The organism is Pseudomonas sp. GM74 (assembly GCF_000282455.1).
Lineage (GTDB): Bacteria > Pseudomonadota > Gammaproteobacteria > Pseudomonadales > Pseudomonadaceae > Aquipseudomonas.
This window is the reverse complement of sequence record NZ_AKJG01000048.1, coordinates 33228-46112: the sequence shown is the minus strand read 5'-3', so window position 1 is coordinate 46112 and position 12885 is coordinate 33228. Positions and strand designations below refer to the sequence as shown.

At 58.5% G+C, this 12885-nt stretch carries 12 protein-coding genes; 9 read left to right on the top strand and 3 right to left on the bottom strand.

Translation table 11 applies throughout. The annotated features are described in order from the left end of the window. Positions 1–24: 24 nt before the first annotated feature. The 4 genes from PMI34_RS16710 (at position 25) to PMI34_RS16725 (ending at position 3761) form a co-directional block, all read left to right on the top strand. On the top strand, positions 25–1311 hold the full coding sequence (locus tag PMI34_RS16710) for an MFS transporter (protein WP_008049180.1): 1287 nt from the start codon (positions 25–27) through the stop codon (positions 1309–1311). Positions 1312–1384: 73 nt separating this feature from the next. After that, entirely contained in the window at positions 1385–2137 is a 753-nt protein-coding gene (locus PMI34_RS16715; protein ID WP_008049179.1) for a 5-oxoprolinase subunit PxpA, read from the top strand. Then, positions 2134–2838 carry a 5-oxoprolinase subunit B family protein gene (locus PMI34_RS16720; protein ID WP_008049178.1) on the top strand — a complete coding sequence of 235 codons (705 nt, stop codon included), beginning with the start codon at positions 2134–2136 and terminating at the stop codon, positions 2836–2838. Before PMI34_RS16715 ends, PMI34_RS16720 begins: the two co-directional genes overlap by 4 nt. After that, positions 2835–3761, top strand: coding sequence for a biotin-dependent carboxyltransferase family protein (locus PMI34_RS16725; RefSeq protein ID WP_008049177.1), 927 nt, complete (start codon positions 2835–2837; stop codon positions 3759–3761). The genes PMI34_RS16720 and PMI34_RS16725 overlap by 4 nt, the downstream gene beginning before the upstream one ends. Positions 3762–3878: 117 nt before the next feature. Here the strand turns inward: PMI34_RS16725 and PMI34_RS16730 are convergent, their stop codons facing one another. The 3 genes from PMI34_RS16730 to PMI34_RS16740 all read right to left on the bottom strand — a co-directional run bounded on the left by PMI34_RS16730 (position 3879) and on the right by PMI34_RS16740 (position 7139). After that, entirely contained in the window at positions 3879–5057 is a 1179-nt protein-coding gene (locus PMI34_RS16730; RefSeq protein ID WP_008049176.1) for a vWA domain-containing protein, read from the bottom strand. A gap of 12 nt (positions 5058–5069) precedes the next feature. Then, a complete protein-coding gene (locus PMI34_RS16735) occupies positions 5070–5915 on the bottom strand; it encodes an AAA family ATPase (protein ID WP_007911294.1) in 846 nt (281 codons plus the stop codon). A gap of 147 nt (positions 5916–6062) precedes the next feature. Then, complete coding sequence (locus PMI34_RS16740; protein ID WP_008049175.1) at positions 6063–7139, bottom strand: DUF748 domain-containing protein; 1077 nt, start codon at positions 7137–7139, stop codon at positions 6063–6065. Positions 7140–7269: 130 nt separating this feature from the next. Between PMI34_RS16740 and cysK the strand changes: the two genes are divergently transcribed. From cysK to rfbD, 5 genes are all read left to right on the top strand, one after another. Beyond that, positions 7270–8244 carry a cysteine synthase A gene (gene cysK, locus PMI34_RS16745; RefSeq protein WP_008049174.1) on the top strand — a complete coding sequence of 325 codons (975 nt, stop codon included), beginning with the start codon at positions 7270–7272 and terminating at the stop codon, positions 8242–8244. A 263-nt stretch (positions 8245–8507) separates the two neighbouring features. Continuing rightward, a complete protein-coding gene (locus PMI34_RS16750) occupies positions 8508–9446 on the top strand; it encodes an aspartyl/asparaginyl beta-hydroxylase domain-containing protein (RefSeq protein WP_008049172.1) in 939 nt (312 codons plus the stop codon). Positions 9447–9931: 485 nt separating this feature from the next. Then, positions 9932–10915 carry a glycosyltransferase family 2 protein gene (locus tag PMI34_RS16755; protein ID WP_008049171.1) on the top strand — a complete coding sequence of 328 codons (984 nt, stop codon included), beginning with the start codon at positions 9932–9934 and terminating at the stop codon, positions 10913–10915. A 4-nt stretch (positions 10916–10919) separates the two neighbouring features. Next, positions 10920–11990 carry a dTDP-glucose 4,6-dehydratase gene (gene rfbB / locus PMI34_RS16760; RefSeq protein WP_008049170.1) on the top strand — a complete coding sequence of 357 codons (1071 nt, stop codon included), beginning with the start codon at positions 10920–10922 and terminating at the stop codon, positions 11988–11990. Continuing rightward, positions 11987–12883: a dTDP-4-dehydrorhamnose reductase gene (gene rfbD, locus PMI34_RS16765; protein WP_008049167.1), complete on the top strand. Its 897-nt coding sequence runs from the start codon at positions 11987–11989 to the stop codon at positions 12881–12883. Before rfbB ends, rfbD begins: the two co-directional genes overlap by 4 nt. The last annotated feature ends 2 nt before the right edge of the window (positions 12884–12885 follow it).

Here is a 12885-nt window from a genome sequence, read left to right as displayed (position 1 = left end):
ATAAAATCAGCGCGGAGATTTGCCATGAGTGCGCCCGACACCACCGCTATTCCGAAAGCATCGGCCCGCCCGGGACCTTTCGACTGGTATCGCAACATCAATCAGCAGGAACGCCGCACCTTCTGGAGCTGCAAGATCGGTTATGGCCTGGACGGCATGGACACCCAGATGCTCAGCTTCGTGGTGCCGACCCTGATTGCCATGTGGGGCATCACCACCGGCCAGGCCGGGCTGATTCATACCAGCACGCTGATCGCTTCGGCCATCGGCGGCTGGGTGGCGGGGATTCTCTCCGACCGCATTGGTCGTGTGCGCACCTTGCAACTGACCGTGCTGTGGTTTGCCTTCTTCACCTTCCTCTGCGGCTTTGCCCAGAGCTACGAGCAACTGCTGATCGCCCGCACGTTGATGGGCTTCGGTTTCGGCGGCGAGTGGACGGCCGGTGCGGTGCTGATTGGCGAGGTGATTCGTGCCCAGGACCGTGGCAAGGCGGTTGGCATGGTGCAATCCGGTTGGGCGCTGGGGTGGGGCCTGACGGCGATTCTATATGCGCTATTGTTCTCGGTGTTGCCACCGGAAGACGCTTGGCGCGCACTGTTTATCCTCGGCATCGTGCCGGCGATCTTCGTGATTTTTGTCCGCCGCCTGGTCAAGGACCCGGAAATCTACCGTGAGGCCAAAGCCAAGGAGGCGCCGAGCAATCCTTCGAAGTTCTACGAGATCTTCGCCCCCGGCATGCTCTTCACCACGATTCGCGCTTCGTTGCTGACCACCGGTGCGCTGGGCGGCTATTACGCGATCACGTCCTGGCTGCCGACGTTCCTGAAAAACGAGCGTGGTTTGAGCGTACTCGGCACTGGCGGTTATCTGGCAATGGTGATCATCGGTTCCTACGTCGGTTACGTCATCAGCGCCTATTTGACTGACATCCTCGGACGTAAAAAGAACTTCATCCTGTTTGCCGTCGGCTCCTTCACCATCGTCTTGCTGTACACCCAACTACCGGTCAGCAACGGCGTGATGCTGTGGCTGGGCTTTCCGCTGGGCTTCTTCGCCTCGGGGATCTTCAGTGGCATGGGCGCATTCCTGACCGAGTTGTTCCCCACACGCATTCGCGGTTCGGGCCAGGGTTTTTGCTACAACATCGGCCGGGCGCTGGCGGCGTTGTTCCCGTTGCTGATCGGCCTGCTCAGCCAGACCGTGCCGCTGAGCGTGGGCATCGGTGCCTTTGCGGCGGTTTCCTACGGTGTGGTGATCCTTGCGGCCCTGAGCCTGCCGGAAACCCGTGGCAAGCAACTCGACGCCCGGTAACTGATAATCTGCGGGGCTGTCATACAGATATGTCCCGCAGCTGAAAAGAATAAAGCCTACAGGAGTGTTCAGTGTGAGCCGCCTGCTATTGAACTGCGACATCGGCGAGAGTTTCGGCAGCTGGACCATGGGTCTGGACGCGGAAATCATGCCCTTCATCGATTGCGCCAACATCGCCTGCGGTTTTCACGCCGGCGACCCGAGCATCATGCGCAAGACCGTCAGCCTGGCCCTCAGCCACGGTGTACAAGTTGGCGCGCATCCGGCCTATCAGGACCTGGTGGGGTTCGGCCGCCGCTCCATGGCCTATGCCCCCCAGGAACTTCAAGACATCCTGCATTACCAGATCGGCGCCCTCGACGGCATCTGCCGGGCCCAGGGCGGGCGGGTCAGCTACGTCAAACCCCATGGCGCGATGTACAACGACATGATGGCCAACCCGGCACAACTGCGCGCCGTTTTGCAAGCGGTGGCGTCCTACGACCGCACTCTGCCATTGATGCTGATGGCGACCCGCGACAACAGCGCCGCGCAGCAGTTGGGCGATGAATATGGCGTGCCCCTGTGGTTCGAAGCCTTCGCCGATCGTGCTTACGACAGCGCCGGCAGGCTGGTGTCGCGACAACTGCCGGGAGCGGTGCATCACGACCCGGAAACAATCATCGAGCAGGCGCTGACCATTGCCCGTGGCGATCCGCTCACCGCCAGCGATGGCAGCGCCCTGCATTTGCAGGCCAACACCCTCTGCGTGCACGGCGACAACGCCAGTTCGGTCGCTGCCGTGCAACACATCCGCGAAGCCTTGAACCGGCAGAGCGCGTCATGAAGCTGCGGGTAGAAGTGGTGGCGCTGGATTGCCTGATGGTGCGCCTGTTCGATGAAATTGCCGAAACCAACATGCCGTGGATGCTCGCTGCCAGTGAAAGTCTGCGGATGGCATTTGCCGGGCACCTGATTGATCTGGTGCCGTCCTACACCACACTGATGGTGCATTACGACCTGACGGCATTGAACCCGAGCCAGGCACGGGAACTGATCGCCCAGGCACTGATCGATCTGTCGCCCAATGCGCGTACCCGCGGTACCTGTCATGTGTTGCCGGTGTGGTACGACTTGAGTGTCGGACCGGAACTGACGTTGTTGTCGCAGCGCAGCGGATTGGCGGTGGAGGAGGTGATCCGTCGTCACTGCGAGCGTGAATATCAGGTGTTCGCCCTGGGTTTTGCACCGGGTTTCGCCTTCATGGGGCTGGTGGAAGAAGTGCTCGCTGCGCCGCGTCTGAACACGCCACGCAAGAAAGTCGCCGCCGGCAGTGTCGGCATCGCCGAGCGGCAAACGGCGGCTTACCCGGTGGTGTCACCGGGCGGCTGGAACCTGATCGGCCGCACGCCGACCAGGTTGTTCGACCGCAACCGTGACGGCTACAGCCTGATGCAACCCGGTGACACCGTACGGTTCGAAGCGGTCGGCCATGCCGAGTTCATTAACCTGGGGGGTGACGATACGCCTCTGGAGGCCCAGGCATGAGCCGTCTGATGATTGAAGCGAGTACGCCGCTGTGCCTGTTGCAGGATGCCGGTCGATTCGGCGTGCGGCATCTGGGCGTGACCCAGGGCGGAGCCGCCGATTGGCGTTCGATGTCCTGGGCCAACTGGCTATTGGGCAACGGACTGGATGCACCGGTGATCGAAATCACCCTCGGCGGATTCACCGTCGTTGCTGAGGAAGACTGCGTGCTGGCCTTGGCCGGAGCGGATCTAGGCGCGCAGGTGGACGGCGAAGCGCTGGCGCCATGGCGCAGTTTCAGGCTGCCAAAAGGTCAGCGTTTGCTATTCACTCAGCCGTTGCTCGGGGCCCGGGCCTATCTGGCGGCGCCGGGTGGGTTTGATGCACCGAAAGTGCTGGGCAGTAGCGCAACGGTGGTCCGGGAGGAACTCGGCGGGCTGGACGGCATGGGCCGAGCGCTGGGTAAAGGGGCGAGCTTGAGCTATTCGGGCAACCCGGTGATGTTGCTGCGGGAGTTGCGCGCAGACCAACGGCCGGACCTGAACCTTGATGCGCCGTTGGACCTGGTCCTCGGTGCACAGATCGGCGAGTTCAGCGGGCAGAGCCTGTTCGACGCGTTCAACAGCGCATGGCACCTCGACAGCCGTGCCGACCGAATGGGTATTCGCCTGCTGGGTACGGCGCTGCAGTACCAGGGCAAACCGATGATTTCCGAAGGCATTCCGCTGGGGGCCGTCCAGGTGCCGCCGGACGGGCAGCCGATTGTGCTGCTCAATGATCGGCAGACCATTGGTGGTTATCCGCGTTTGGGGGCGTTGACGCCGTTGTCGCTGGCGCGGCTGGCGCAGTGCCTGCCGGGTGCATCGGTGAGGTTACGGCCGGTGGTGCAGGATGTCGCTCATCGTGAGCATGTCGAGTATTTGCAACGTTTCAGCAACCGCTAAAAGCTTCGTCGGATCGCCGCCCGGAGCAAGCCCGCTCCCACATTGGTTTTGTGCAAGACACAGATCAAATGTGGGAGCGGGCTTGCTCGCGAAGAGGCCTTCACAGCCGACGAACTTCTACTTGGACAAAAACCGCATCCCTTCCTCCAACCCCCGCAAGGTCAGCGGATACATCTGGTCCTCAATCAAATCCCGCACGATGTTGGTCGACGAGGTATAGCCCCAGGTGTCCTTCGGATACGGGTTGATCCAGATGAGCTTCTTGTACTTCTCCTTGAACCGCTGCATCCACACGTAACCGGCTTCTTCGTTCCAGTGCTCGACGCTGCCGCCCGCCTGGGTGATTTCGTAGGGCGCCATGGCGGCGTCGCCGATGAAGATCACTTTATAGTCGGCACCATACTTGTGCAGCAGGTCCATGGTCGAAGTACGCTCGGAAGTGCGGCGCATATTGTTCTTCCACACCGATTCATAAATGAAGTTGTGGAAGTAGAAGTACTCCAGGTGCTTGAACTCGGTCTTGCAGGCCGAGAACAATTCCTCGCAAATCTTCACATGGGCGTCCATCGAGCCGCCGATGTCGAACAACAGCAACAGCTTGACGGTGTTGCGCCGCTCCGGCCGCATCTGGATGTTCAGTAGCCCGGCATCCTTGGCGGTATGGTCGATGGTGCCATCGATGTCCAGCTCTTCCGCCGCGCCCTGACGGGCGAACTTGCGCAGGCGGCGCAGGGCGACCTTGATGTTGCGCGTGCCCAGCTCCACCGAATCGTCGAGGTTCTTGTATTCGCGCTGGTCCCAGACCTTGGCCGCCTTGCCCTGGCGCTTGCCAGCGTCACCGACCCGGATGCCTTCCGGGTTGAAACCGCCGGAACCGAACGGGCTGGTGCCGCCGGTACCGATCCATTTATTACCGCCGGCGTGACGTTCCTTCTGTTCCTCGAGGCGTTTCTTGAACTCTTCGATCAGCTTGTCCAGGCCGCCGAGGGACTGGATCGCGGCCCGCTCTTCGTCAGTCAGCGAGCGTTCGAATTCCTTGCGCAGCCAGTCTTCGGGGATCAGTGCCTGAAGATGGTCGTCGAGCTTTTCCAGGCCATTGAAGTAGGCACCGAACGCCCGGTCGAACTTGTCGAAATGCTTTTCATCCTTCACCAGGATCGCCCGGGACAGATAATAGAACTCGTCCATGTCGGCGAAGGTCACGCGCTGTTTCAGCGCATTGATCAGGTCCAGCAGCTCGCGTACCGAAACCGGCACCTTGGCTGCGCGCATTTCATTGAACAGGTTGAGCAGCATGGCATCAGCCTCTTAGCGGGTGCCGCGACGGCTCATGAACGCCAGGCGCTCAAGCAGTTGCACGTCCTGTTCGTTCTTCACCAAGGCGCCGGCCAGCGGCGGGATGGCCTTGGTCGGATCGCGTTCGCGCAGCACCGCTTCGCCGATGTTGTCGGCCATCAGCAGCTTCAGCCAGTCCACCAACTCGGAGGTCGACGGCTTCTTCTTCAGGCCCGGCACCTTGCGCACGTCGAAGAACACATCCAGCGCTTCGCTGACCAGGTCTTTCTTGATGTCCGGGTAGTGCACGTCAACGATCTTTTGCAGGGTGGTGCGGTCGGGGAAGGCGATGTAGTGGAAGAAGCAGCGGCGCAGGAAGGCGTCCGGCAGCTCTTTCTCGTTGTTGGAGGTAATGATGATGATCGGACGTTTTTTGGCCTTGATGGTCTCGTCGATCTCGTAAACGTAGAACTCCATCTTGTCGAGTTCTTGCAGCAGGTCGTTGGGGAACTCGATGTCGGCCTTGTCGATTTCGTCGATCAGCAGGATGACCCGCTCTTCGGATTCGAAGGCCTCCCAGAGCTTGCCCTTTTTCAGGTAGTTACGAACGTCGTGGACTTTTTCGTTGCCCAGTTGCGAGTCGCGCAGACGGCTGACCGCGTCGTACTCGTACAGGCCCTGGTGAGCCTTGGTGGTGGACTTGATGTGCCAGGTGATCAGCTTGGCGCCAAAGGATTCGGCCAGTTGCTCGGCGAGCATGGTCTTGCCGGTGCCCGGTTCGCCCTTGACCAGCAACGGCCGCTCCAGGGTGATGGCGGCGTTGACCGCCAGCTTCAGGTCATCGGTGGCGACGTAGGCCTGGGTGCCTTCGAACTTCATCTGCTAATCCTCGAACGGTAACGCCGACCTGAACGAGGCAGGGCGGGGGGGGCAATAAAAGGGTCAGCCCCGACTATAACGCGCTGCCCGGTCGACTGTGAACGCAGACGGCTTATTCAGTCTCTGAATGGGGCGTCACTTGGTGACTCAGCCTGCCTCCGGCTTGGGTCGCTCATAATGCGCATTGAACGCCTGGACGAATCCATTGCGTAAAATCTGCAAAAAAGCCTGGAATGCGCTGACATCTTTCTGATGCACGTTGCCCTTGAGTTCGACCCGTGTCGCAAACTGGTTTTTGCCCTGGTTTTTCAACACGGTCTCGGTACCACCGACGAGGGCTTCCCAAATCGAGCGGAACAGTCCTTTGTCCTTGTTTTCCACATCCTGCTGCCAGTTGAACACGTCGACATCGCGTAGCAGCGGCTTGATGTAGCCGGTCAGTCGCCCCTTGCTGGCCGAGGCTTCGATCACCACGTCGCCATGGCCGGCATTGAAGTCGAACTTGCCATAGGCCGCGGCGAAGTCGTTCAAGCGCCTTAGCTCGATATCCGTGGTGCGCAGGCGAAACTCGAAGTCTTCGAAGTCGCTCAAGGGGTCGAAAGTGGCTGTGGTTTCCAGTGGCGCGTGCCCCAGCAGCAGGGCTTTGCCTTCGAAGCGCGCATCACGCTTGCCTTTGGTGTCGACCACGTTGGTCAGGTTATAGATGTAGGCATCCACTTTTGTGGCATTCATGTTTACGGGCGGTTTGGAGTTGAAGTTGCGAAAACTGATCTTGCCGTCGCTGATCCGCACTTCGTTCAGGGTAATTGGCAGCAACTTGCCTAATTGAGCACGCCAGTCGGTGCCTTCGCCGGTCTGGGAATTTTGCTTGTTGGCCCCGCCGTCGACGAAGTTGACCTCAGGATTGATGAACTGCACCTCGGCCACCACCGCATGGTCGTACCACAGCGAACGCCAACTGACCGATAGGTCGACCAGCGGCGCGTTGACGAAAGGTACTGGTACCTTGCCATCGATCTTGACGACTTTCAGTCCGTTGATTTTGTAGGCGCCGCGCCAAAGGGCCAGGTCCACGTCGGTGATCTGGCCGCGGTAGTCACCCATGTTCGCCAGCCGCTCATTGAGGTAGTCGCGCACCAGATAGGGCGAGGCGATATGGAGCGCTATCAGCAACATAACGAGGCCGATGAGGGTCCCCAGGGGCCAACTGTATCGACGTTTCATGGCGGCAAATCTCTGGCGATCTAAAGCCATTGACTGCACTGATAAGCGGACGTTCGACCTGACTGGACGCCTGCGGGCAAGAGGGCTTACCTTGATGCCCTATTTCAATGCTGTCGTTAAGGACCCAGCCATGAGCCGCATTTTCGTTGACAACGCCCACTCCATCGGCAACACGCCGCTGGTGCAGATCAATCGCATTGCGCCGCGTGGTGTGACCATCCTGGCCAAGATCGAAGGGCGCAATCCGGGTTACTCGGTCAAGTGCCGGATCGGCGCGAACATGATCTGGGATGCCGAGAGCAGCGGCAAACTCAAACCGGGCATGACCATCGTCGAACCCACCTCCGGCAATACCGGCATCGGCCTGGCCTTCGTGGCCGCCGCCCGTGGCTACAAACTGATGCTGACCATGCCGGCGTCCATGAGTATCGAGCGCCGCAAGGTGCTCAAGGCTCTGGGCGCCGAACTGGTGTTGACCGAGCCGGCCAAAGGCATGAAGGGCGCGATCGAGAGGGCCGCTGAAATCGTTGCCGGCGACCCGTCGAAGTACTTCATGCCGGCGCAATTCGACAACCCGGCCAACCCGGCCATCCACGAAAAAACCACCGGCCCGGAAATCTGGAACGATACCGACGGCGCGGTCGACGTGCTGGTGGCAGGCGTCGGAACCGGTGGAACCATCACCGGGGTTTCACGGTATATCAAGAATACCCAGGGCAAACCGATACTCTCGGTGGCGGTGGAGCCAGCGGTGTCGCCGGTGATCACCCAGGCCCTGGCCGGTGAAGAAATCAAGCCAAGCCCGCACAAGATCCAGGGCATCGGTGCCGGTTTCGTGCCGAAGAACCTCGACTTGTCGATCGTTGATCGGGTGGAACTGGTCAGTGACGAAGAGTCCAAGGCCATGGCCTTGCGCTTGATGCGGGAGGAGGGAATCTTGTGCGGGATTTCCTGCGGCGCCGCCATGGCAGTGGCCGTTCGGCTGGCCGAGACCCCGGAAATGCAAGGCAAGACCATCGTCGTGATCCTGCCGGATTCCGGTGAGCGTTACCTGTCGAGCATGCTGTTCAGTGACCTGTTTACCGAACAGGAGAATCAGCAGTAAGCGCTGAACATTGGCGGGTCGTGGCTGGCGGAGATGGCTGAGGTGTTGTCGCTGGTTGCGATCCATTGATCGGGTCCGGCTGATTATGGATTTGCATCAGCCAGGGTTCAGGCACCTTATGTTAATGAGTGCTTTGTTGCACTTTCATTAACATTGAATGTTGAAAAGTGCAGGTTTTCACCGGGCGGTAGTCTTTATCATGCAGGTAGCCGCGTCGGGCAATAGGCGTGGTGCAGTGTCGTATATCTTCAAAGGAGTTGTTGATGACCTTATCGGTTGCCGCGAAGGCCTCGCTGTTGTTGCTGTTTTTCGGTAGCACCCTCTATGTGCATTTGCGCGGCAAGGCGCGCCTGCCGGTTTTGCGCCAGTTCGTTAACCATTCTGCACTTTTCGCCCCCTATAACGCCTTGATGTACCTGTTTTCCGGTGTGCCTTCGAAACCGTATCTGGATCGCAGCAAGTTCCCGGAGCTGGATGTACTCAAGGACAACTGGGAGGTGATTCGCGACGAAGCGATGCATTTGTTCGACGAGGGGTATATCCGCGCGGCGGCAAAGAACAACGACGCCGGTTTTGGTTCGTTTTTCAAGAAGGGCTGGAAGCGTTTCTATCTCAAGTGGTATGACAAACCGCTGCCCTCTGCCGAAGCCTTGTGTCCGAAAACCGTGGAACTGGTCAACAGCATTCCCTGCGTCAAAGGCGCCATGTTCGCGCTGCTACCGGGCGGCAGCCACCTCAACCCGCATCGTGATCCGTTTGGCGGTTCCCTGCGTTATCACTTGGGTCTCTCCACCCCCAATTCCGATGATTGCCGCATCTTTGTCGACGGCCAGGTTTACGCCTGGCGCGATGGTGAAGACGTTATGTTCGACGAGACCTACGTGCACTGGGTCAAGAATGAAACGCAAAAGACCCGCGTCATCCTGTTCTGCGATATCGAACGTCCGCTGAGCAATCGCTTCATGACCCGCATCAATCGCAGTATCAGCGCCTGGCTGGGCCGCGCCACCGCCCCTCAGAACCTGGACGACGAGCGTGTGGGCGGGATCAACCAGGTCTACGCCTGGAGCAAGAACTCCAGCGATAAATTCAGTGGCGTGGTCAAGCATTGGAAACGTCGTAACCCCAAGGCGTATCGCGTTTTGCGGCCGGTTCTGGCCATAGCGGTACTTGGTTTGCTTGTCTATTGGCTGTTTGTCTGAGCTGTCCCGCTGGCTAGGAAAAAAGACCGCCGAACGGCGATCTTTCTTTCGGTAATGTGGGAACTTTGTTACAGCTTTGTAGTACGATTCGTCCCCGTTAATGCCCTGAGACCACAGTGGTGACCCTGTGTCGGATTTATGTCGTCTCAGGCTTCAGTGCCCTTGTTGGCCTGCATTTTGCTTTAAAATTTGAGTTCTTTTTACATGGAGTTTGCATGCGGGATGTTCGAAACCTCACCTAAATCAGGCTGAAAGCCAAGAAGGTCGTGCTCAAGAACGCAGTCCAGGCCCAGTGGAGATACCGCTGATGGCCGGGTGGCAGCGTTGCTTGGGATGTTGTGTGGGAGTTCGGATGTGCGGTAGTGACTCCTCTTGCACTGCCTGAATAATCAAGCTCTGAAAACGATTCGAATCCTTATCGTGTTGATTTTAATAAAGAAGTACTAATTGACATTACACCTGTCATGTACACGGAAGGAGATTTTGTGGGCATCTTGGGATCCAGCTTTCTTCATTCTTGCGCCGGTACCACGTTGAGTGATTGCCGAACTGAAAAAGTCGCAATATTGATGTGTTCCTACAATGGAGAATCGTTTTTAGCCGAGCAGCTTGAGTCATTTCAGCAGCAGTCTCATTGTGACTGGACTGTCTATGTCTCGGACGATGGCTCCCAGGACCGGACGCTGGACATCCTTCAAGCCACAACGGCTCAGTGGGGGACGGGGCGTCTCCAGGTTATCGAGGGGCCTGGCCGAGGCTTCGTCGCAAACTTCCTTTCGCTCACTTGTCGGACAGACATTCACGCAGACTTCTATGCGTGGGCTGATCAGGACGATATCTGGAAGCAAGAAAAACTCGAGAAGGCAATAGCCTGGTTGAAGTCAGCCCCGGAAGGTGTGCCGGCCCTTTACTGTGGGCGTACCGAACTGATTTGTGAGTCGGGTTTTTCTTTTGGCTACTCTCCAAAATTTGCTCTTGCGCCGCATTTTTCCAATGCGCTCGTGCAAAATATCGGGGGGGGCAACACAATGGTATTTAACCAGGCCGCACGCGCGTTGCTGCAAGAAGCAGGCGACAATCTGAATGTGCCTTCGCATGACTGGTGGGCGTATCAGTTGATTTCCGGTGCGGGTGGCGCAGTGCACTACGACCCTGTACCAACGGTGCTATACCGTCAGCACAATGAAAACGTGGTAGGGACCAACTCCAGTTGGTTGGCACGCCTCAAGCGCTTGCGCATGGCGTTCAGGGGGCTTTTTTACGAATGGAATACTCAAAATATTCATGCTTTGGAATCTATGCGTCATCGATTGAGCCAAGAGCATCGGGTGAAGCTTGATCAATTCAAGGCGGCGCGTAGCAAACCACTTTTACCAAGGATTCTGGGTTTCAAGCGTGCCGGTCTGTACCGGCAGACGGTCGCTGGAAACCTGGGGCTGATCCTCGCAACTTTACTGAAAAAGATCTAAATCAATGACTATCTTAGTAACTGGCGGTGCAGGTTTCATCGGTGCGAACTTCGTATTGGACTGGCTGGCTCAGTCTGATGAGACTGTGGTCAATCTGGACAAGCTGACCTATGCAGGCAACCTGGATAACCTCAGCAGCCTGGCCGGTAACGAGCGGCACGTATTTGTGCGTGGTGATATTGGTGACAGCGCCCTGGTGACTCGCCTGCTGGAAGAGCATCAACCTCGCGCGATCCTGAACTTCGCCGCCGAGTCGCACGTTGATCGCTCCATTCATGGTCCGGAAGACTTCATTGAGACCAACATCGTTGGTACGTTCCGCTTGCTGGAAGCCGTGCGCGCTTACTGGAAGGGCCTGGCATCCGATGCGCAGCAGTCGTTTCGCTTCCTGCATGTGTCTACCGACGAAGTCTATGGCTCGCTGGCCAAGGATGAAGCCGCGTTCAGCGAGAGCCACCAGTACGAGCCGAACAGTCCTTACTCGGCCAGCAAGGCCGCCAGTGACCATCTGGTACGTGCCTACCATCACACCTATGGTCTGCCGGTACTGACGACCAACTGCTCGAACAACTACGGGCCGTACCACTTCCCGGAAAAACTCATTCCGCTGATGATCGTCAACGCACTGGCTGGCAAGACATTGCCTGTCTACGGTGATGGCCAGCAGATTCGTGACTGGCTGTATGTCAAAGACCACTGCAGCGCCATTCGTCGCGTGCTGGAAGCCGGCATCGTGGGTGAGGTCTATAACGTGGGCGGCTGGAACGAAAAGCCTAACCTGGACATCGTGCACACGGTCTGCGCCTTGCTCGACGAAATGCGTCCGCGCGCCGACGGCCAGCCTTACAACGCACAAATCACCTACGTGACCGATCGCCCCGGGCATGACCGCCGTTATGCCATCGACGCTCGCAAGCTTGAGCGCGAACTGGGCTGGAAACCGGCAGAAACCTTCGAAACCGGTATCCGTAAAACCGTCCAGTGGTACCTGGATAATCAGGATTGGGTCAGCAATATCCAGTCGGGTGCTTATCTTCAGTGGGTGGAGAAAAACTACGCCGGACGTACTGCATGAAAATTCTATTGCTCGGTAAAAACGGCCAGGTCGGGTGGGAGTTGCAACGCAGTCTTGCCCCGCTGGGTGAGTTGCTCGCACTGGACTCCCGCAGCCCGGATTACTGTGGCGATCTGAATGACCTGGGGGGGCTCGCCGCCACCGTACAGCGCTTTGCGCCCGACGTTATTGTCAATGCCGCGGCGTATACCGCTGTCGACAAGGCTGAAAGCGAATCGCAGCAGGCGCATCGGGTGAATGCCGAAGCGCCGGCAGTACTGGCCCGGGAAGCGTTGGCTCTGAATGCCTTGTTGGTGCATTACTCCACGGACTATGTATTCGCCGGCGACGGTGAAACCCCTTGGCAGGAAAGTGATCCGGTCGCACCGTTGAGTGTCTATGGCTCCAGCAAACTCGCGGGCGAGCAGGCGATTCAGGCCAGTGGCTGCACGCACCTGATTTTCCGTACCAGTTGGGTGTATGCCGCGCGAGGCAACAACTTCGCCAGGACCATGCTGCGCCTGGCCCGTGAGCGCGAGAGCTTGAACGTCATCGACGATCAGTTCGGTGCACCGACCGGGGCAGAGCTGTTGGCCGACGTCACTGCCCATGCTGTGCGCAGCACCGTCGCAAGCCCTGAACTGAGCGGGCTCTACCATCTTGCGGCCTGCGGTGAAACCACCTGGTGTCGCTATGCGCGCTTTGTGCTCGAACGAGCCGAGCTGGCAGGCGTGGACTTGAAGGTCTCCCCGACGCAGGTCGGAGCGATTGGTACTGAAGCATACCCAACGCCAGCAAAACGCCCGTACAACTCCCGCCTCAATACTCATAAACTGCGAAACGCCTTCGCGCTGAGCCTGCCTGATTGGCGAGTCGGTGTGGCACGGATGCTTACAGAAATTCTAGAGAAGTGAAT

Coding starts and splice junctions, on each gene's coding strand:
- rfbB (WP_008049170.1), top strand. CDS start 10,920: ATGACTATCTTAGTAACTGGCGGTGCAGGTTTCATCGGTGCGAACTTC.
- PMI34_RS16710 (WP_008049180.1), top strand. CDS start 25: ATGAGTGCGCCCGACACCACCGCTATTCCGAAAGCATCGGCCCGCCCG.
- PMI34_RS16740 (WP_008049175.1), bottom strand. CDS start 7,139: ATGAAACGTCGATACAGTTGGCCCCTGGGGACCCTCATCGGCCTCGTT.
- PMI34_RS16720 (WP_008049178.1), top strand. CDS start 2,134: ATGAAGCTGCGGGTAGAAGTGGTGGCGCTGGATTGCCTGATGGTGCGC.
- cysK (WP_008049174.1), top strand. CDS start 7,270: ATGAGCCGCATTTTCGTTGACAACGCCCACTCCATCGGCAACACGCCG.
- PMI34_RS16735 (WP_007911294.1), bottom strand. CDS start 5,915: ATGAAGTTCGAAGGCACCCAGGCCTACGTCGCCACCGATGACCTGAAG.
- rfbD (WP_008049167.1), top strand. CDS start 11,987: ATGAAAATTCTATTGCTCGGTAAAAACGGCCAGGTCGGGTGGGAGTTG.
- PMI34_RS16750 (WP_008049172.1), top strand. CDS start 8,508: ATGACCTTATCGGTTGCCGCGAAGGCCTCGCTGTTGTTGCTGTTTTTC.
- PMI34_RS16725 (WP_008049177.1), top strand. CDS start 2,835: ATGAGCCGTCTGATGATTGAAGCGAGTACGCCGCTGTGCCTGTTGCAG.
- PMI34_RS16730 (WP_008049176.1), bottom strand. CDS start 5,057: ATGCTGCTCAACCTGTTCAATGAAATGCGCGCAGCCAAGGTGCCGGTT.